15 protein-coding genes are annotated in these 18,169 nt (G+C 65.1%); 7 read left to right on the top strand and 8 right to left on the bottom strand.

Translation table 11 applies throughout. From position 1 onward, the window contains the following. Positions 1 to 233: 233 nt before the first annotated feature. Positions 234 to 1,160, bottom strand: a complete 927-nt coding sequence (locus ACZK2R_RS11740) for a hypothetical protein (RefSeq protein ID WP_180837153.1) — start codon at positions 1,158 to 1,160, stop codon at positions 234 to 236. Between the two features lie 205 nt (positions 1,161 to 1,365). On the opposite strand from ACZK2R_RS11740, the gene ACZK2R_RS11735 reads away from it, so the two are divergent. The 3 genes from ACZK2R_RS11735 (at position 1,366) to ACZK2R_RS11725 (ending at position 4,159) form a co-directional block, all read left to right on the top strand. After that, entirely contained in the window at positions 1,366 to 1,527 is a 162-nt protein-coding gene (locus ACZK2R_RS11735; protein WP_012511114.1) for a hypothetical protein, read from the top strand. A gap of 75 nt (positions 1,528 to 1,602) precedes the next feature. Then, complete coding sequence (locus tag ACZK2R_RS11730) at positions 1,603 to 2,304, top strand: lasso peptide biosynthesis B2 protein (RefSeq protein ID WP_180837151.1); 702 nt, start codon at positions 1,603 to 1,605, stop codon at positions 2,302 to 2,304. A 13-nt stretch (positions 2,305 to 2,317) separates the two neighbouring features. Further along, the gene (locus ACZK2R_RS11725) at positions 2,318 to 4,159 is read left to right on the top strand and encodes an asparagine synthase-related protein (protein WP_180837149.1); all 1,842 of its coding nucleotides are present in this window, start codon (positions 2,318 to 2,320) and stop codon (positions 4,157 to 4,159) included. Here the strand turns inward: ACZK2R_RS11725 and ACZK2R_RS11720 are convergent. The 3 genes from ACZK2R_RS11720 to ACZK2R_RS11710 are packed head-to-tail and all read right to left on the bottom strand — an operon-like array spanning position 4,156 to position 10,092. Continuing rightward, complete coding sequence (locus ACZK2R_RS11720; protein WP_100468543.1) at positions 4,156 to 4,866, bottom strand: ABC transporter ATP-binding protein; 711 nt, start codon at positions 4,864 to 4,866, stop codon at positions 4,156 to 4,158. The two genes, ACZK2R_RS11725 and ACZK2R_RS11720, sit on opposite strands and share 4 nt — an antisense overlap. A 12-nt stretch (positions 4,867 to 4,878) precedes the next feature. Then, the gene (locus tag ACZK2R_RS11715) at positions 4,879 to 7,695 is read right to left on the bottom strand and encodes a DUF3526 domain-containing protein (protein WP_478488019.1); all 2,817 of its coding nucleotides are present in this window, start codon (positions 7,693 to 7,695) and stop codon (positions 4,879 to 4,881) included. A gap of 6 nt (positions 7,696 to 7,701) precedes the next feature. Then, positions 7,702 to 10,092: a TonB-dependent receptor plug domain-containing protein gene (locus tag ACZK2R_RS11710; RefSeq protein ID WP_258015731.1), complete on the bottom strand. Its 2,391-nt coding sequence runs from the start codon at positions 10,090 to 10,092 to the stop codon at positions 7,702 to 7,704. Between the two features lie 113 nt (positions 10,093 to 10,205). Here ACZK2R_RS11710 and ACZK2R_RS11705 point away from each other — a divergent pair, with 113 nt between their 5' ends. Together ACZK2R_RS11705 and ACZK2R_RS11700 are read left to right on the top strand one after the other, a co-directional pair. Then, on the top strand, positions 10,206 to 11,858 hold the full coding sequence (locus ACZK2R_RS11705) for an ABC transporter ATP-binding protein (protein WP_180837141.1): 1,653 nt from the start codon (positions 10,206 to 10,208) through the stop codon (positions 11,856 to 11,858). 89 nt (positions 11,859 to 11,947) lie between these two features. Further along, the gene (locus tag ACZK2R_RS11700) at positions 11,948 to 13,114 is read left to right on the top strand and encodes a serine hydrolase domain-containing protein (RefSeq protein ID WP_180837139.1); all 1,167 of its coding nucleotides are present in this window, start codon (positions 11,948 to 11,950) and stop codon (positions 13,112 to 13,114) included. A 26-nt stretch (positions 13,115 to 13,140) separates the two neighbouring features. Here the strand turns inward: ACZK2R_RS11700 and ACZK2R_RS11695 are convergent, their stop codons facing one another. Further along, positions 13,141 to 14,388 (bottom strand): arsenic transporter, encoded by a 1,248-nt coding sequence (locus tag ACZK2R_RS11695; RefSeq protein ID WP_180837137.1) that lies wholly within the window; start codon positions 14,386 to 14,388, stop codon positions 13,141 to 13,143. A gap of 245 nt (positions 14,389 to 14,633) precedes the next feature. Here ACZK2R_RS11695 and ACZK2R_RS11690 point away from each other — a divergent pair, with 245 nt between their 5' ends. Together ACZK2R_RS11690 and ACZK2R_RS11685 are read left to right on the top strand one after the other, a co-directional pair. Next, positions 14,634 to 14,846 carry a hypothetical protein gene (locus ACZK2R_RS11690; RefSeq protein WP_012511105.1) on the top strand — a complete coding sequence of 71 codons (213 nt, stop codon included), beginning with the start codon at positions 14,634 to 14,636 and terminating at the stop codon, positions 14,844 to 14,846. Positions 14,847 to 14,870: 24 nt separating this feature from the next. Next, positions 14,871 to 15,494 (top strand): hypothetical protein, encoded by a 624-nt coding sequence (locus ACZK2R_RS11685; protein WP_258015729.1) that lies wholly within the window; start codon positions 14,871 to 14,873, stop codon positions 15,492 to 15,494. On the opposite strand, the gene ACZK2R_RS11680 is transcribed toward ACZK2R_RS11685, so the two are convergent. From ACZK2R_RS11680 to msuE, 3 genes are read right to left on the bottom strand one after another with little or no spacing between them, the layout of a single operon-like run. Beyond that, positions 15,451 to 16,485 carry a methionine synthase gene (locus ACZK2R_RS11680; protein WP_180837136.1) on the bottom strand — a complete coding sequence of 345 codons (1,035 nt, stop codon included), beginning with the start codon at positions 16,483 to 16,485 and terminating at the stop codon, positions 15,451 to 15,453. The genes ACZK2R_RS11685 and ACZK2R_RS11680 overlap by 44 nt on opposite strands. 38 nt (positions 16,486 to 16,523) lie before the next feature. Continuing rightward, positions 16,524 to 17,501, bottom strand: a complete 978-nt coding sequence (locus tag ACZK2R_RS11675; protein ID WP_121503311.1) for a DUF1852 domain-containing protein — start codon at positions 17,499 to 17,501, stop codon at positions 16,524 to 16,526. A gap of 58 nt (positions 17,502 to 17,559) precedes the next feature. Further along, the gene (gene msuE / locus ACZK2R_RS11670) at positions 17,560 to 18,141 is read right to left on the bottom strand and encodes an FMN reductase (RefSeq protein WP_032127268.1); all 582 of its coding nucleotides are present in this window, start codon (positions 18,139 to 18,141) and stop codon (positions 17,560 to 17,562) included. Positions 18,142 to 18,169: the final 28 nt, after the last annotated feature.

Genomic DNA, 18,169 nt, shown 5'->3' with positions numbered 1-18,169 from the left:
TGGCGCCGGTGCCAGACACAGATCAGTCCCATCAGGACATGGACGATCGGCGTGTCCTTTCCTGCGGGTTCGGTGGTCCGTGGCTGTTCAATCACGCTGACATCCTCTCTTGTTGAGGATGGGAAGCGTATGGGTCAACCCGACAGGCGTCATTCGACAGTTCCGCCAGGTGATTCACCAATCCGGCCATCTCTGTCGACGTGGCCCCAGGGAGGGGAGGGTTCGGCCCAGGATTACAGCGCCGGAACCGTGATCCTCTGCAGGTCGAGCTTGGCCCTCAGAGCGTAGTGCTTGCGGGTGACCGGCACGACGCAGGTCAGGCGAGGATCGACATAGTCCTTGAACAGCGGCGGACGCGGGGAAGACAGGTAGAATCCGCGATCCTGCTTGACCGCCGCCGGCAGCAGAACCTCGCTGAGGTCGCTGTCGGAGGCATCGGTGACGAGGCAGGGCGCATGGCTGAACCCGAGCCGGCGCAGCAGGTACAGGCGATGGGAGCCATTGGTCAGCACCATGCGCCTGCCGAACCGGGTGGCGCTGATCAGGTTGTCACTGAAACCCAGATAGATGACGACGGCGTGGCTGGCTGCGCCGAACGGCTCGTAGTCGGCGATGGCAGCCGGATCGAGGGTCGCCACATCGAGGAAGCGCAGGTCGTTCGAGGTGGACGCGAAGGTGTAGCTGCCATCGGACTGGGTGAAGCGCACTTCCGGATGTGCATGGCTGCCGCTGCGCGCGACAAGCTGCATGACCTCCTGCGCGGTGGGCGAGGCGGTCAGGGATGCCGCCAACTGATCGATGTGACGCAGGTTGATGCACTCCTGGAAGATCACCAGTCGATCGATCTCGACCATCTGCCAACTGCGTGGCAGAACACTCGTCATCCGGTGCATCGAGGGTTGTCGCAGCGTCTGCTCAGCCAGCGGCAGCATCTCATCCGCCAACGCATGGACATTGATGGCGTCGGCCTCACCGGCTTCCTTCTGCTGCAGCCTCAGCACCTCGGCACGTGCCGTCCGCCATTCCTCCACCAGCGCAGCCTCGTCGAAGCGTCCCGGGGGGCAACGCTCCCGTACGAAGCGGATGAGCTTCGGCAGGGGAAACATCCCCTTCAGCAGAAGCGTGGGATCCAGCCCGTCAGCACTGATTTCGGTGTTCATCCCTCTTGCCTCTCATGTGTCGCATCGACAGCGGGCCGTTGGCGTCGTTCGTCACGCCAAAATAATATGTTATATCGTAACATTTCGATGCCTTGGCGGCAATCGCCCCGCACTGTGGCGGCGATGGTGGCTTGGCTGCTCCGTATCCAATGCAACGCGATCCAACGCAACGCATGGATACATCCACTGACTAGAGGAGATGTTCATGAACGAGCTGATTGAGCTGGGTGTAGTGGCAGGACAGCAGAACCCTGAGGATCAGGGTGTGGGAGGCGAACTGATCGAGCTGGGCTCGGTGGTTTCGGAAACGAAGGCGCACAACCACGGCACGTTGTGGGATGGCGTGTTCCCGACCACGTCGCCCTGATCTTCCGCACAACGTCGCATCTGCGGTGCATGCCCTGCATGCACCGCTTCTCCGGTTCCGGCGCAGGAGCGCATGATGGAGCAGGCAGCCGCCCCGTACTTCCTGTCAAAGCACGCCCACGTCTGTGTCACCGGCGATGCGATGGTGATTCTGGACCAGGCCACGGGTAAGTATCTTTCCCTTGAAAGGCGCGGCGCCGCGGGCCTTGGCAAGCTCGTTCTCGATTGGCCCCTGCAGTCCGATGACGCAAGCACGCCAAGGCTTCTGCAGGCCTTGATCGACCGCCGCCTGATCACCGCGGACCCGCTGCTGGGCAAATCCGCCGCCAGCCCTGCCATTACGCTGCCACGGTACTGGGTGCGCGAGGGCGCACCTCGCGGCCGTCCACCGATCATGGCTCGGGACCTGCGTCGTTTCATTGTCTCGTGTGCCCATGCCGCCTGCAGCAGAACATTCCTTCCTTTCAGTGCCACGGTGTCTGCCGAGCGCCGTCGAGCGGATCACCACCACGGCACGCATGTGAGCATTGAAGAACTGGCGTCGCGGGTCCGGGTGTTCGACTGGCTACGACCCCTGGCCTTCAGGAAAACTGATGAGTGCTTTCTCTACTGCCTGGCGATGCGCGAGTTCCTGTCGAAGTACGGCATCGTGCCGCGCTGGGTGTTCGCGGTCAGAACCCAGCCGTTCGCCGCGCACTGCTGGTTGCAGCACGGCGATCACGTGCTGACCGACATTCCCTTCAACCTGCGCCGGATGGTTCCCATTCTGGTGCTGTAACCAAACCTGACGCATGTACCGATACATCGCCGTGCTCTGGAACACCCTCTCTGACGCCGCAACAGCCCAGGCGCAACAGGCCGTGCAACGCATCGAGGCCGCGCTGCCTGGCATTGGTTGCGTGTTGAACGACAACGGTGCTGCGATCTATGCGCAGAGTGACAACCCCGGCTATTTCGAATCCAGTCGATCGGATGCGCTGGTGGTACTCGGTGCGTTGTTCCACAAGGATTTCAGCGAAGGCACCGTGCCCGGCCGCGTGCGCCTCGATGCGGGCTCGGCCGACACCGCCTGCAGCAGCCTTGGCCGGAGCATCGTCCAGCAGTACTGGGGGCGATACGTGGCGTTTGGCTACCAGCCAGAGACAGCGAGTTGGTTCGTGCTGCGCGATCCCACCGCGGAGATCCCGTGCTACATGACCACCGTGGGCCAGTTGACGGTGGTCTTCTCCAACATGGAAGACTGCCTGCTGCTGGGCCTGCGCGAGTTCAACGTCGACTGGTCATTCCTGTCCTATTCGCTGCTGTATCCGTTTCGTGATGGCCTGCAGACCGGCTTTGAGGAAGTCACTGCCGTCGAAGCCGGTGAGGCGGTTTCGATCCGGAACGGCGAACCGGTGGGCCGGCAGTGCCAGTGGAATGTGGTGCGGCTGGCCCGCGACGCGCCGATCGAAGATCTTCAGCAAGCCGTGTCGCTGGCGCGTTCCACGCTGCTGGGCTGCATCGGTGCACTGGCCAGCCCGCACCGGCGCATCCAGCTGCAGCTGTCGGGCGGTCTGGATTCCTCGATCATCCTGGCCGGCCTGTTGCAGGCGCCGTCGGCACCGGAGGTGACGTGTGTCCATCACTACGATGAGGGCATTGGCGCCGACGAACGGCTGTTCGCGCGGATGGCAGTGCAAGGGGCCAGTGATTCCTCGGGCAGGCGTTGCGAATACATCGAGTACCGCAGGCAACCTCACTGCGCGCTGGAAGAGATCATGACCTTCCCGCGTACAGCCCGGCCGGCGCATTGTTCCGGCTATCTTCTCCACCGCCGTGACGTGGCCTTCGACGGTGACACCGTGCAGTTCACCGGTGTTGGCGGTGATGCGGTGTTCCTGCGTTTCAAGGGCAATGCCGCTGCGATCGACTACGCCTGGCGGCGCGGCATCGACCGGGATTTCTTCCGCGTGGCGTTCGAAACCGCGCAGTCTGGCGATTCTCTGTACGGCGTGCTGAAGGATGCGATGGTCCATGGTCTGCTCAAGCGGCCAGGCAGCATCAATGGCCGTTGGGGCAAACCGTGCCCATGGGTGCGGGTGGACCGCGCCGAACAGGATGGCCTGCAGCCGGCCTGGTTGCGGCATGCGCAGGCGCAGGGCCATCGCGTATCACCCTACAAGCTGGCCCATATCGGCCGGATGGTGTTCCCGACCAGCGTCCTTGATCCGTTCGAAGGCGCCGGCCACTGGCATGGTGTATCGCCGATCAGTGCGCAGCCGCTTGTTGAACTGTTCGCGCGCATTCCGCTGCACCTGCTCATCGCGGACGCGGAAGACCGCACCATCGCGCGGCGTGCAATGAAGGGACTATTACCGGATGCGCTGCTGTCGCGGAAGGTGAAATCCTATCTGGATGATCACTCCGTGGCGGTCACCCAGGGGCACAAGCAGTTCATCAGGAATCTGCTGGTTGACGGCATGCTGGCCAAGCGCGGCTATCTCGACAGCGCGCTGGCCGATGCCGGCATCCAGCAGGTCGGCCCGGACCACTCATCGCAGGTGCTCGGCATCTTCGGCCCGCAGATCAACATCGAAGCGTGGCTGCGGCGCTGGTCCGGCCAGCGTGGCGCGCAGGCGGCCGCCGTGGCCTAGGCGCTGCGGCTCATTTCTTCCAGGTACAGGCTCTCAAGATCGTTCGCGGTGATCGTGCTGGCATCAAGCGTCCTGCGCAGGCGGCCGGCCCGCATCAGGCCGATCGTGGTCGCCACCTCACGGGCACGGAACAGATCGTGGGTGGCCATCAGGATCGCTGTGCCGCGATCGCGTTCCCGCACGATCAGCTCGTGGAACTCGGCTGACGCCGTAGGGTCCAGGCCCGAGGTGGGTTCATCCAGCAACAGGGCCCTGGCTTCCTTGACGATGGCCAGTGCGATGCCGACCTTCTGCCGCATGCCCTTGGAATAGAGGCCCACGCGTCGCCCGAATGCGTCGGTCGCCAGGCCGGCGGACCTGAGTGCGTCCTTCAACCGCGCTGGCGAGCGTTCCTCGACACCGGCCAGGCGCGCGAAGTAGTCCAGATTCTCGTAGCCGGTCAGCTCGTCGTACAGCGCCACGGTCTCGGGGATGTACAGCAGCCGCCGGCGTACCTCCTGCGGCTGCTGGTGCGCACTGAGACCGTCCACTTCGGCCGCACCGGAGGTGGGTTTCAGAAAGCCAAGGAACAGCTTGATGGTGGTCGACTTGCCGGCGCCGTTGGCGCCCAGCAGGCAGAAGATCTCGCCGGGCTTCACCTCGAAGCTGACGTCATCCAGCGCCCGATGTGCACCGTGTTCCATGACCAGGCTTTTTGCAGACAGCATGTGGACGTCTCCTCAGGGCGTTGCCAGCCGGCTGCGCAATGCACCGGCTGCAAGCAGGACAAGCAGGGTGGCAATGATCAGTGCGGCGAGATCGGCCAGGACACCACGTTGGGCGACGCCGGCTGTTTCGTGGAACTGGAAGCGGGGCAGGGTGTCGTACTCTTCGAAGGTCTGCGGCGCGTCACGATCCAGATAGGCCTTGTGCAACAGCCGCCGCGCCTGCCAGAAGGAGTGGACCTGTCCCTGGAAGTCGAGCGCGCGGTCGGCATCCGAGCCTGCGATGCGGTCGAGCGCGTCCTGTGTCGCGACGGCCGGCAGCAGCAGCCGCACCTTGTCCAGAACCTGGCGATATGCGGCCTCGGCCTGCGCATGCGAGGCGATCAGGCGTTCCAGTTCCCGGTCAGCTGCAACCCGATCGGCGTAGGCCTGGCGCACAGTGTCGGAGATGACGGGGGACGGCGAATTCACTGGCGCCGACCTCGCATGCTCGCGCCGCTGGCGCGTGGCGATATCGGACTGCATCGCCTTTACTTCGGTGGCGAACTGCATCTGTGACGGCGGCGGCGCGATCAGATTCACCGTGGCCAGCGCCAGCGACGGCGCCATGACCACGATCAGCAGCCACAGCGCGCCGGCGGCGATGGCCGCCTCGGTGGTGCGCCGGGCAAGGCAGCCGATCAGCAGTGCAAGGGCCAGCCAGAACGCGCCGTACAGGAGGACGGTCAGGGCCAGCATGGCCAGGCCCGCAGGACTGCGCGCGCCGGCCCCGATCGTCACCGCCAGGAGGATGGCCAGTGCGGGCAGCAGCACCATCAGGCCACGGGCCAGCACCTTGACCATCAGCAGGCGCGTTGCCGACACCGGCTGTGACAGCACCAGCGCCGCGATGCCGCGCTCGCGCTCACGGGACCACAGATCGTGGGTGGCCACGAGAATGACCAACGGCAGCAGGAAGACGATGACGAAGGCGAGGTCGAACCGTCCCGCAGCCCGTGCCGCTGGATTGCCGATGTCGGCCCAGACGTGCTTGAGCAGCTGGGTCGGATCGCCCAGCGCGACCACATCGGCGGTGTAGGGGTAGGCGTCTGCCTGGCCGATCGACAGCGGTGCCATGGCGGCAGGCGCAAGCACCGGCTGAGTGCGGGGCAGCACCGAGGGCGCCTTGCCGACGAATGCCCGGCTGCGTTCCTTCGTCTGTTGTTCTTCCTGCTTGATCAGGGCGATGGCCGCCTCCCGCTGGTCCACCCATGCGCGGCCGTTCCACGCGGCGTAGGCACCCAGCCCGAGCAGCAGGACAAGCAGCACCGGCAGCGCTCGATCGCGCAGCAATCGGCGGATCTCATAGCGGGCAATCGACACAACGTTCATGGCGATCTCCCCCAGCTTCCGAGCGGAGATGAGCACCACCACGCAACCCAGCATCAGCCAGGCCAGCAGAATGACGAGATTTCCGCGCTGCGCGGTAGCGGTACCGGCCAGGGTCTGTTGCGGCGGCCGGTAGTGCACTGAACGGGTGATGCCGGCGATGTCGGCCACATGCTTCCCGCCTTGTGGTACCTTGTGCAGTTTCACTTCCTGGTTGAGTGCCTGGATCAACCGATAACGGTAGTCCTCCACGCCGCGCAGGAACGCCAGATGCGCCGGGAAATCCGTGCCGGCGAAGGCGCGCGACCAGGACTGCAGCGCCAGCGTCGGCGAGGCAAGGCCAAACAGGCGCTGGGTGGCGTCCTGCTGCTGGTAGGTGGCATGCAGGCGATCGAAATGGCGGTTGTAGACGCGCGTCGAGTTGGCCTCGGCAAACTCCAGCGCCACACCGCGGAAGTTCAGCGGCAGGTCGTCAACGCTGTCGACCCGGTAGCGCGCCATCAACGCCGTGCGCAGGGCATCAAGGCGTTTGTCGGCCGGGTCATGGCCATCCGCGCCGTTCTCCGCTTCTTCGGTCACGCCGGTCCTGAACGCCGGTGCCGAAGGGGTCGGGTACAGGGATTCGGCAACCGCAGGCGCCACCCTCGGCAGCAGCAGTGTGGACACCACCCAGAAGCCGAGCAGCACGACCAGTGACGTCCGTGCCGAGCCGGCAAGTGCCGACACCCCCACGGTAAGTGCACAGAACACCAGCAGATAGAGCAGGTAGGCGGCCGCCAGTGCGAGCAGGGCGGCAAGATCCGTGGCGTCGCCGTACTGGATGGACAGCCCCGGAAGACTGATCAGCAGCATGGCCAGCACCAGCAGCAGCGAGGCGGCCGCCAGGGCAATCAAGCGTCCACAGATCAGCACGCCGGCCGAGGCGCCGGTACCGAGTTCCTGGCGCAGCGTCTCGCAGGCCACATCGCCGGACAGTGTGGCGAACCCGGCGAGGATGATCAGCAGCGGCGCCACCACCTGCAGCGCCCACGCCGCAGAGAAACCCTCGAAGCGGCTGAGTGCGGTGCCACCATCCACGGCACGGTGCCGGGCCGGGTTCTGCGCGTGGCCTTCGATGAACACCGAGGTTCCCAGGTAGTCCGTCAGCCCCGGGTCCAGTGCAGCCAGTGGCCGCACAGGGGCAGCAATGGCACGCCCCACATGTGCGGCGCTATGCGGGTCGATTGTGCCCTGGCTGTCCCAGAGCCGCGCCTCTTCCTCGCTCATTGCCTGGCGCTCCTGCGCATGCAGGGTCAGGCGTGCAGCACCACTGAGCACCGATGCTCCCGCAATCAGCAACAGGGCAAGGGCGAGCCACAGCACGCGCCGCTCGCGCCACATCAGCGTGAGCTGGGTTGCCGCAACAGCAAACGCCTGCTGGATGGCCATGACGGACCGGGACAGGGCAGGGGCTTCGGCGCGCATGGCGGCTTACCAGCGGTGCGTCAGCGTCATGGACAGGAAGCGACCCAGCGCTGTTGCATTGGTGGGGTCATAGCCGGTGTTGATGCTGTTGACGATGAACGGCGGATCCCGGTCGAACAGGTTCTGCACGTTGAACGCAAGCGAGGTGCCACGCTGCGGGTCCGCCGATGCACCGAAGTGGTAGGCGAGGTTCAGATCTACGGTCGTCCAGGAGCTGATGTGGGGCCGGGCGACATTGGCGGGGTCGCGATAACTGTCCACGTAGTTCACGAAGATCCCCGCCGCGGCCTGCTGCCGGCTCAGCGCGATGCCACCGCGCATCTTGAGGTCCACCGGGTAGTAAACCGAATTCACCGCATCCACCTCGGGCGACGTACTGGTCACGCGCCGCTTCGACTCGATGATGTACTGCCCGGCCAGGTTCAGCCCGATGTGGGTCTGGCCGGCATCGAAGCCATAGGATCCGCTGAAGTCGACACCACGCTGCCGGGTGAAGGCGTTGTTGCGGAAGCGGTTGTCGAGGATCACCTGGCTGTTGGTTTCGTCCATGCCTGGCGGCAACGCATACGGCCCCACGCGCGAGACGAACAGGCCCAGCCCCGATACGCCCAGCTGGCGTGCCTGCTGGATCTGCTGCTGCGTGGGATTGGTGGTCAGGATGTCTGCGTAAGGTGCGGTGGACTGCAGGAACAGCGACGGGAAGCTGCCGCCGAAGCCGCTGCCGATACGGTCGGCGTATTCGATGTGGTAGTAGTTCGCATCGATCTTGAGCCCCGGCAGCGACGGCGGCGCGAACGAGAAACCGCCGGTCCAGGTCTTGGCCCGTTCGGGGCCCAGATCGGGATTGCCATTGGAGAGCATCATCAGGATGGTGTTGCCATTGGCTGCACTCGGGTTGGGCACGTTCGCCACCACCACGGTGTTGTTCAACTGCATGTCCTGGTACACCGGTGCCCGGTAGGAGCGGCCGTAGCTGGTACGGAACGAAAGCCCTTGGGTCGCCTCCCACAGCAGGCCAAACTTGGGGTTCAGCGTGGAACCGAAATCGCTGTAGTCGTCATAGCGCGCTGCGGCGGTCAGGGACAGGCTGCGCACGCCCGGCAGATCCTTCAGCAGCGGAACGTTGAGCTCGGCAAAAGCGGACCTCACGGTACGCTGCAGGTCGAGCGGCTTTTCCAGGCCGCGGTGATCGATCAGTTCATAGCCATCGCGGCGATAGCCCGCGCCGAATGCCGCGCGAACCCCACCGGCGGGCAGGCTGAACAGCTCACCGTCGGCGACCAGGTCCAGGTAACGCGATTCGGAGTTCGTATCGGTCGGTGGCGCCGTACTGGCCGAACTGCCGGTGATGGTGGTGCGCTGATAGGACACATCGCTCCTGCCGAACCCCGAATCCAGGCGCGCCAGCCACTGACGCGGAAGGTCCAGTGTCAGGCCGGCGAACAGGTCGAACTGGCGCGTATGCGGGAACAACCGGGTTTCGTCGGCCGTGCCGGAAATGGTGGTGTCCATCTCGCGCTTGGCGAACGAGCCGGTCACGTTCAGGGTCAGCACATCGCTGAGCTGCTGCACGCCGTCTACGTACAGGCTGTGGCGCTTCGAACCGGGGTAGAGGTCGTACGGCTTGACCCGCACGTTCTTCGAGAAATCCTTGTCCACCGCCGGCAGGTTGCTCTGCTTCAGGAACTCGTAGTTGGCCAGCACATGGCCACCATCCCACGACCAGCCTGCCGACTGCGAGGCCTGGTATTCCTCCATGCCGCCGGTGGTCACGGCGCCGTAACGCACAGCGGTCTCATACCCGGTGAAGTCGCGGCGCAGGATGATGTTGACTACACCGCCGACCGCATCGGTGCCATAGATGGCCGAGGCACCATCGGTGAGGATCTCCACGCGTTCCACCGCACTCAGCGGTATCAGCGAGACATCCACGTACTGGTAGCGGTTCGACGAGGTCACGCGGTGGCCGTTGATCAGGGTCAACGTGGTGCCGGTTCCCAGACCGCGCAGGTTGATGGCGGTGCCCTGGCCGAAGTTGTTGCCGGTATCGCGGTCGACGCCAAGGTTGGCGACGTTGGCACCATTGGCGCCACCGCCGAAGTTCTGCGGCAGTTTCTCGAACAGCTGCTGCACGGTGGCCACGCCGGTGCGGTCGATGGCCTCCTTGTCGATCACGATCACCGGCGAGGCGCCTCCGCCAGTGGCATCGCGGATGTTGCTGCCGACCACCAGCACCTTGTCCAGGGTGGCGGTCGGCGCCTCGGGTGCTGCGCCTGCGGCCCGCGAACGCCGGGCATCGCCGGGGTTCTGGGCGATCGCAGGCACGCTGGCCAACAGTGCAGCGGCAATGCTGAGGGCCATGAGCGCGCGTGGCATGGCAGCGGATACGTTCGTCATTCCCCGGTCCATCGATCCCATCCGAAAGTGGCCTGCGACGTGGCTACGTCGCTCCTGAATGGATATGTTATAGCATATCATTATAGGGTTGAGTCCACGCCGGAACCAGGCCGATGAAGAAGACTGCTGTTCCGCCGCCCGTCGCTGAAATCCTGGGCACGTACTGGAAGGCTGACCGCAGGCTGCTGCTGCTCATCGCCGGCAGTGTCGTGCTATCCAGCCTGGCCAATGTTGCGGCGCCCTATCTTTTCTCACGTCTGATCGACCGTCTGCCCATCGACGGGGTCGGCGCTCTCGCGGGCGGCTTCCTGCTGTATGCGGTCATGCTTGGCGCTGGCAGCGCCCTGCAGAACACCGTGCAGTACCTGTCGTTCCTCAGCGGCGAGAATCTTGGCTTCATCACCAGTACCCGCTACTTCGCCCGTCTGCTGAAGAAGACCAACAGCTTCTTCCTGGAGTACAACGCCGCCGAGCTGCAGGTTGCAGGGGAGAAAGGCCGTGGCGCGCTGAAGATCGTGGTGCAGCTGGGGCTGGTGGCCTTCATTCCCAGTGCCCTGCAGATCCTGCTGACGCTGATAACGCTGGGTGCGTTGATCAACCTGCAGGTGGTGGCCATCGTGCTGGCCTACGGCACGGTAGCCGTCACGCTTTCCGCCATCGCTACCCGGCGCGCACGCATCCATCGCGAAGCTGCGGTCGAGGCCGGCCAGCAGAACGCGCGCTTCGTCGGCAATGCCATGAATGCCATGGAGACGCTGCGCCAGTTCGGCGGCAGCGCCTGGATGGTGCAGCGCTTCGAGCAGAAGGCCCAGGAGGTGCGCGACAGCTGGCGCGCCTACGTACTGCAGCGGATCGGCTTCATTGCGCTGCTGGGCATCGGCCTGGCGGTCGAGTTCATCGTTACCTTCCATCTGTTGCTGCCGCGCTACCAGAGCGGCGGTCTGAGCGTCGGCGACATCGTCCTGTTCAATCTGCTGCTGCTCCAGCTCAACATGCCGTTCGAGATGATCGCCCGTTCGATCGATGACGTCGCGCGCTCGTGGAGCATGCTGGCTCCGCTTTCCACCTTGTGGGCGGCGCCCGAGGAGCAGCAGGTGGCCGATGCCCAGCGCTTCGCCGGGGAAAGCGGTGGCCTGGAGTTCCAGCAGGTCAGCCACCGCTATGGCAACGGTCGCGGGGTAAGCGATGTGTCCTTCGAGGCCGAACGTGGCGGCATCAATTTCCTGATCGGGCCGACCGGGGCAGGGAAGTCGACGCTGTTCAAGCTCGCCCTGAAATCGATCGATCCCCAGCGTGGCCGGATCCTGGTCGATGGCCTTGACCTGTCCCGGATCGACCGTGCGGCCTGGCATGCCGCTGTCGCGGTGGTTCCGCAGGATGTCATCCTGCTCAACGAAAGCCTGGCCGACAACATCCTGCTCGGGCGCGCGCGTGATGATGATCGGCTGCGGCATGCCGCACGCAAGGCTGCGATCCTGCCGTTGATCGAGGCGCTGCCCGAGGGGCTGGAAACCACGGTGGGCGAGCGGGGCCTGAAGTTGTCCGGCGGGGAACGCCAACGCATCGCGATTGCCCGTGCACTGTATGGCGAGCCGGCGATCCTGTTTCTGGACGAGGCAAGCTCCGCGCTGGATGAGGCCACTGAACGCGAGATCATGGACCATATCCGCGCACTGGCGAACGATGTAACCGTGGTGGCCATCACCCATCGGCGCGGCATCGTGAGCCCGACTGACCGGGTGATTGATCTCGGGGGCGATGCTTAGGGCCAGGAGGCGCTCCGCAGCCAGCGTGTTCGTCTCGACAATCGACTATCGTGTGCGCTCTTTCCTGATCGCCCTTCAAGCGCCAACGCATGGAAGCCACTTCGATGACCGTTCGAAACAGACGTTGGTTTCATGCCTTCGTCGTGTCCGTCGTACTCCTTGGTGCCGGATGCACGGGCGGGAAGGCGCCATCGAAGGAACCGGGGGCAGAGATCGACGAGGTTGCGCAGACCCTGATCGAGCAGCCCTTGCTGCACTCGGCCTCCATCGGCGTGGTGTACCGGGGCAGGACCTTCATCCGCCATCGCGGCGATATGGTGGCCGGTACAGCCGGCGCGCCGACCGATGCCACGCTCTATGAGATCGGCTCACTGAGCAAGACGCTGGCCGGCACCTTGATGGCCAATGCGGTGCTGGAAGACAGGGTGGGCCTGGAGGATGACGTTCGCACGTACCTGCAGGGCGACTATCCCAACCTGCAGTACCAGGGCCAACCCATCCGCGTCCGCCACCTGCTGTCGCACACCAGTGGCCTGCCGAACATGCTGCCGGAGCGCGCGAACACGGTACTGGAGGACTTTACCGATCACCGCACGCCGGGCGAACTCAATGCGCTCTACGCGCACTACGGCAAGACGGATTTCCTCCGGGACCTGCACGCCGTGCAGATCCCGCGGATGCCAGGCAAGGAATACGCCTACTCCAGCGCAGGGACCGAGCTGGCGGCGCATGTTCTGGAGGTGGCCTACAAGACCGACTACGCATCACTGCTGCGTGGCTTCTTCAGCGACTCCGCGGCGATGACCGGCCTCCGGATCAGGCTGGATGATGCCGAAGCGCCGCGGTTGGCGGCCGGCTATCACAGCGACAACCCCGTACCGACCACGCCGATGCCACAGTTGCCATGGGGCGCTTCCGGCAACGTCAAAGCAACCGTCCCGGACATGGTGAAGTACCTTCAGTTCCAACTGGCCAATGGGCCGGTGGTAAAGGAATCGCATCGCGCCCTGGCCAGATTCGACGACGAGTTCAGCATCGGCTACTTCTGGAACATCGTCGCCGGCGATCGCCAGAAGGGCGTCTTCTATGCCCACCACGGTGGCGTACCGCGCTCACAGTGCTACATCTACATCATGCCCGAGCACGATCTGGGCATCTTCGTGATCACCAACCAGAGTGGCGACCAGACCGCGCATGCCATGGAAGCGGCGATCGATGCCCTGGTCGGGAAGATTGCTGCAGGCAAGACCCCATAGTCCGGGGGGCGCCCGGCAGCGCCCGACTAAAGCAGCAACAGCGCCCCGATCAGCGCAGGCGGCATCACCAGCGCGCCGACGCGCAGGAAGTCGAGCGCGCTGACATGCTCGCCCTCGCGGCGCAGCGCCACCAGCCACAGCATCGTGGCCAATGAGCCGGTCACCGACAGGTTGGGGCCCAGGTCCACGCCGACCAGCAATGCGGCGCGGGTCTGTGCCGGCAGGTCGGCCATCTGGCCCAGCGAGCCTGCGGCGAGGCCGACCGGCAGATTGTTGGCCACGTTGCTCAGCAACGCCGCCGCGCCACCGGCCAGCCAGCTGGCCTGGTGCGGTGATGCCTGCGCCACGGCCTGCAGCGCGCTGGCCGCCGCCTGGATGACACCGGTCTGTGCTACCGCTTCCACCAGCACGAACAGGCCGGCCACCAGCGGCAGTACGCCCCATGACACATGGCGCAGCAGCGGCAACGGGCTGCGTCGTTGGCGCATCGCCACCAGTGCCACACTCAGCGTGCCTGCGCAGAACGTGGCCAGGCCGAGCGGGCCGTTCAGTGCGGAGGTCACCAGCAGCACGGTGCCGGTGAACAACACGCCCAGCGCGCTCAGCCGGCCGCCTTCGGTCAGCGGGCGATGCGCCGGCGCCGCCACCAGCGGCTGCGCGATCTCGCGCCGATGCACCCAGCGCAGCACCAGATAGGTGGCGCCGATCGCGGCCAGCGACGGCAGCGCGAACTGTGCCAGCCACTGCATCAAGGGCGGCATGTGCTGGCCGTACACCACCAGATTGGCCGGGTTGGAAATGGGCAGCACGAAGCTGGCCGCATTGGCGATGAACGCACAGACGAACAGATAGGGCAGGGGGTTGGCACGGGCCGCCTTGCAGGCTGCGTAGACCGCCGGGGTCAGCACCACCGCCGTGGCATCGTTGGAAAGAAACACGGTCACCAGCGTGCCGACCAGGAACACCAGGTCGAACAGGCGTCGTCCCGAGCCTCCCGCATGACGGACCGCGTACAACGCCAGCCAGTCGAACAGGCCTTCGCGCCGGGCCAGTTCGGCCAGCACCATCATGCCGACCAGGAACAGATAGACATCGCGGCCCTCGGCCACCGCGTGCAAGGTCGTGCCGACCGACATCGCTCCCAGCAGTGGAAGCAGAAGAGCAGCCCCCAGTGCCCACACGTACTCCGGAATGCGGAATGGCCGTAACAGCAGGCCTACGGTGGCAATGGCCAAGGCCGCCCAGATGAGGAAAGAGGAGTAGGAAGCGAGCATCGGGCGGGGTGTCTCAGCGGCGCCGACGCGTACCTCGCAGGAACGCGCCCGCTGCAATCACGGCAGTTCGGGGAAGGCGGCATCATACTCCGTGAGCCGCGCCCGAGCTGTGGAGCCCAGCCCATGCTTGTCTGCTTGCCGCGTGCCCCCGGCACCCACGCTCCGCGAACGTTTTCTTCGGGCGCTCTTCACCGTCGCTCCGCTTAGAGTGAAGGCCACTCAAAGTCTCACGCATGGAATCAACGATGTCCGAATACCGGGACTGGATCTTCAATGCCAACGGCCGAACCCTGGTGGCCCGGGTGGAGCTGGATGGCGACGGCGGCGGCACCATCAACCGCTACCAGTTGACTCCGGGTCCCGCGCAGTCCGGGCTGTGCATCAAGGTAGCCTCGCAGGCCGAAGCCGCAAAGAAGCTCGAAACCGAGGTGGAGAAGCTGCTCGGCCCAGAGTGGTGAGAGGGCTTCGCTACGGCAGAAGCGTTGAGAGGTCGCCAGCGCAAATCCGCAATCTCATTCCATGCGACGGCCGACCGTATTCTTCGGGCCATGCATTCACCCTCCAGCCCTCCCGATTTCATGACCGCTACCCGGCCCTCCGGCTGGGTGCAGAGCGGTGACCGCTGGGACCTGTGGTGGAACGGCCGCTGTGTGGCCAGCGTCGTGCCGCATGCCGTGCTCGGCGTCCGCCTGTTCCTCGCCGCGCGGAAATCACCCCAGCCCAAGGTCGTGGCCGCCGTGAATGCTCGCCAGGCCAAGCGCTACGCCGAGCGATGGTGTGCCGCCCGGCTTTGCCCGCAGTTGCGGTTGCGCGATGCGGTGGCGCGGCTGGTAGATACCGGTGCTCTATCACCTCCGGCGCCTACGCGGGAGCAGCGGCAGCAGGCCCGCCGCCTGGCCGAGGCCGGGGCGGGGGAGATGGGACGGATCAAGGCGGCGCTGGCGCCGCGGCCCCCGGCGATGCTGGCCAGGCCCGAGGTGCCGGGGCGGGGTGGAGCCTGGTCGATACCAGGCCAGGCTCCGTCAACCCGGCGGCCGGAAGGGAGTGCGTTCCCGGCCAAGGCTACGCCGAAAGTTCCTCGCGCACGATCCTTGCCCCTTCGCTGAGCGCACGCAGCTTGCCCCGTGCCACTTCACGGGCCAGTGGCGCCATGCCGCAGTTGGTGCTCGGGTAGAGCTTGTCGGCATCCACGAACTGCAGCGCCTTGCGCAGGGTGCTGGCCACGTCTTCAGCCGTCTCCACCGTGCTGGAAGCCACATCGATGGCGCCGACCATCACCTTCTTGCCGCGCACCAGCTCGATCAGGTCGATCGGCACGTGCGAGTTGTGGCATTCCAGCGAGATGATGTCGAGGTTGGAGGTCTGCAGCTTCGGGAACGACTCTTCATACTGGCGCCACTCCGAGCCCAGCGTCTGCTTCCAGTCGGTGTTGGCCTTGATGCCGTAGCCGTAGCAGATGTGCACGGCGGTCTCGCACTTCAGTCCTTCGATCGCACGCTCCAGTGCGGCCACGCCCCAGTCGTTCACTTCGTCGAAGAACACGTTGAAGGCGGGCTCGTCGAACTGGATGATGTCGACGCCAGCGGCTTCCAGCTCCCTCGCTTCCTCGTTGAGGATCTTCGCGAATTCCCAGGCCAGCTTCTCTCGGCTCTTGTAGTGCGCGTCGTACAGGGTGTCGATCATGGTCATCGGGCCGGGCAGGGCCCACTTGATCGGTTGCGTGGTCTGCCGGCGCAGGAACTTCGCATCCTCCACGAACACCGGCTTGGGCCGGCTCACGGCGCCGACCACGGTCGGCACGCTGGCGTCGTAGCGGTTGCGGATGCGCACGGTTTCGCGCTTCTCGAAATCGACGCCGCTGAGGTGCTCGATGAAGGTGGTGACGAAGTGCTGCCGGGTCTGCTCACCGTCGCTGACGATATCGATGCCGGCGTGCTGCTGTTCCTGCAGGGACAGGCGCAGGGCATCCTGCTTGCCTTCGGTCAGGCCTTCATCCTGCAGCTTCCAGGGCGACCAGAGCTTTTCGGGCTCTGCCAGCCAGGAGGGCTTGGGCAGGCTGCCGGCGGTGGAGGTAGGGAGCAGTTTCTTCGTCGACATTGCGTTCTGTGTCCTGGGGCGAATGGGGAATCGGTGGATCAGCGGGCAGCCCACTGCTCAAGCACGGCGCGATACGGCTTGATGAAGTGCTCTTCGGTGAATTTGCCCTGCTTGACCGCCAGCTGGCTGCGCTCTTCGCGGTCGTAGACGATGCGGGTGGAGGAGTAGTCCTGGTGCTTCAGGCTGGGCTGATAGACCTTGCCGGCCACGGAATTGGCGTTGTAGATCTCCGGCCGGTAGATCTTCTGGAATGCCTCCATCGTGCTGATGGTGCCGATCAGCTCCAGGTTCGAGTAGTCGCCCAGCAGGTCGCCCTGGAAGTAGAACGCCAGCGGCGCGACGCTGCCCGGCGGCATGAAATAGCGCACCTGCAGGCCCATCTTGTCGAAGTACTGGTCGGTGGGGGAGAACTCGCCCTGGCGATACTCCACGCCCAGGATGGGATGGTGGTTCTCGGTACGATGGTAGGTCTTGCTGCTGGAGACGCTGATGCAGATTACCGGCCCCTTGCTGAAATTGGCGCGGTAGGCCTCCGATTCCAGGAAGTGCTGGAACAGCTTGCCGTGAAGATCACCGAAGCCTTCCGGAATGCCGAAGGTGGCCTTTCCCTCGTTGCTGGCCGGCAGTACCACGCTGAAGTCGTAGTCGCGCACATAGGACGAGAAGTTGTTGCCGACGATGCCCTCGGTGCGCGCGCCGGTGTGCGTGTCGACGATGGTCGGGCGCAGCACTTCGATCAGCGGGAACGGATCGCTGCCGTCGGCTCCATCGATGTGCATCTCCACCGAGATGATGTCCAGCTCAACGGCGTAGCGGTCCGCACTCGGGTTGTCCCAGTGCGCCAGATCGTTGAAGCGGTTGTTGATCATGCTGATCGTGTTGCGCAGGTTCTCCTGGCGGGACTCGCCGCGAGCCAGGTTGGCGAAGTTGGTGGTGATGCGCGTGCCGTCAGCGGGCTGGTAGTCCTCGTTGAAAGGGATGCGCGTGATGCTGAAGGTGAAGTTCTCGGTCGTCATGGGCGGCGTTCCGGGTTGCGGGGGTGACATCCGAATGCGGGTCGCTGGCATTCGGCATTCAAAGCACTGCAGCGGTCTCGGCAGTGGCAGGCGCTGCGCGATGGGACAGGGCAAGCAGGGGCAGTGCCCGCTGCACTGCCAGCCGTGCGCGCTGGATCAGGGCCTCGTTGTGCACGCGGCCCTCGGCGAAATCGCGGTCGGTGGCGTAGACGCCGAGGGGCAGGGTGCGCGCCTGGAAGAAGCTGAAGAGCGGCCGCAGCTGATGGTCGATCACCAGTGCGTGGCGCTCGCTGCCGCCGGTGGCGGCCAGCAGGATGGGGGTGTCGACCAGCGCATCCTGGTGGATGAAATCGAAGAAGTGCTTGAACAGGCCGGTGTACGAACCGCGGTAGACCGGCGTGGCCACCACCAGTACGTCTGCCTGTTCAACGGCCACCAGCTGCCGCTCCACAGCCTCGGGCAGCTGCGAGCGCCACAGCGCACCGGCCAACTGCGGCGCCAGTTCGCCCAGCTCGATCAGGTGCGGCTCGCAGGCAACGTCCTCGCCGATCAGGTCCAGCAGGTACTCGGCCAGGGTTGCAGCCCTGGAGGGGCGCTGCAGTCCGCCGGAGACGGCGACGATACGGAGGGGGCGGGTCATCTGTTCGCTTTCAGCAGGAGGGGGAACT

The sequence above is a fragment of the Stenotrophomonas sp. 96582_Sma genome, assembly GCF_056480905.1.
The sequence above is the reverse complement of the archived record's forward strand: the minus strand, read 5'-3'. Positions and strand labels throughout refer to the sequence as shown.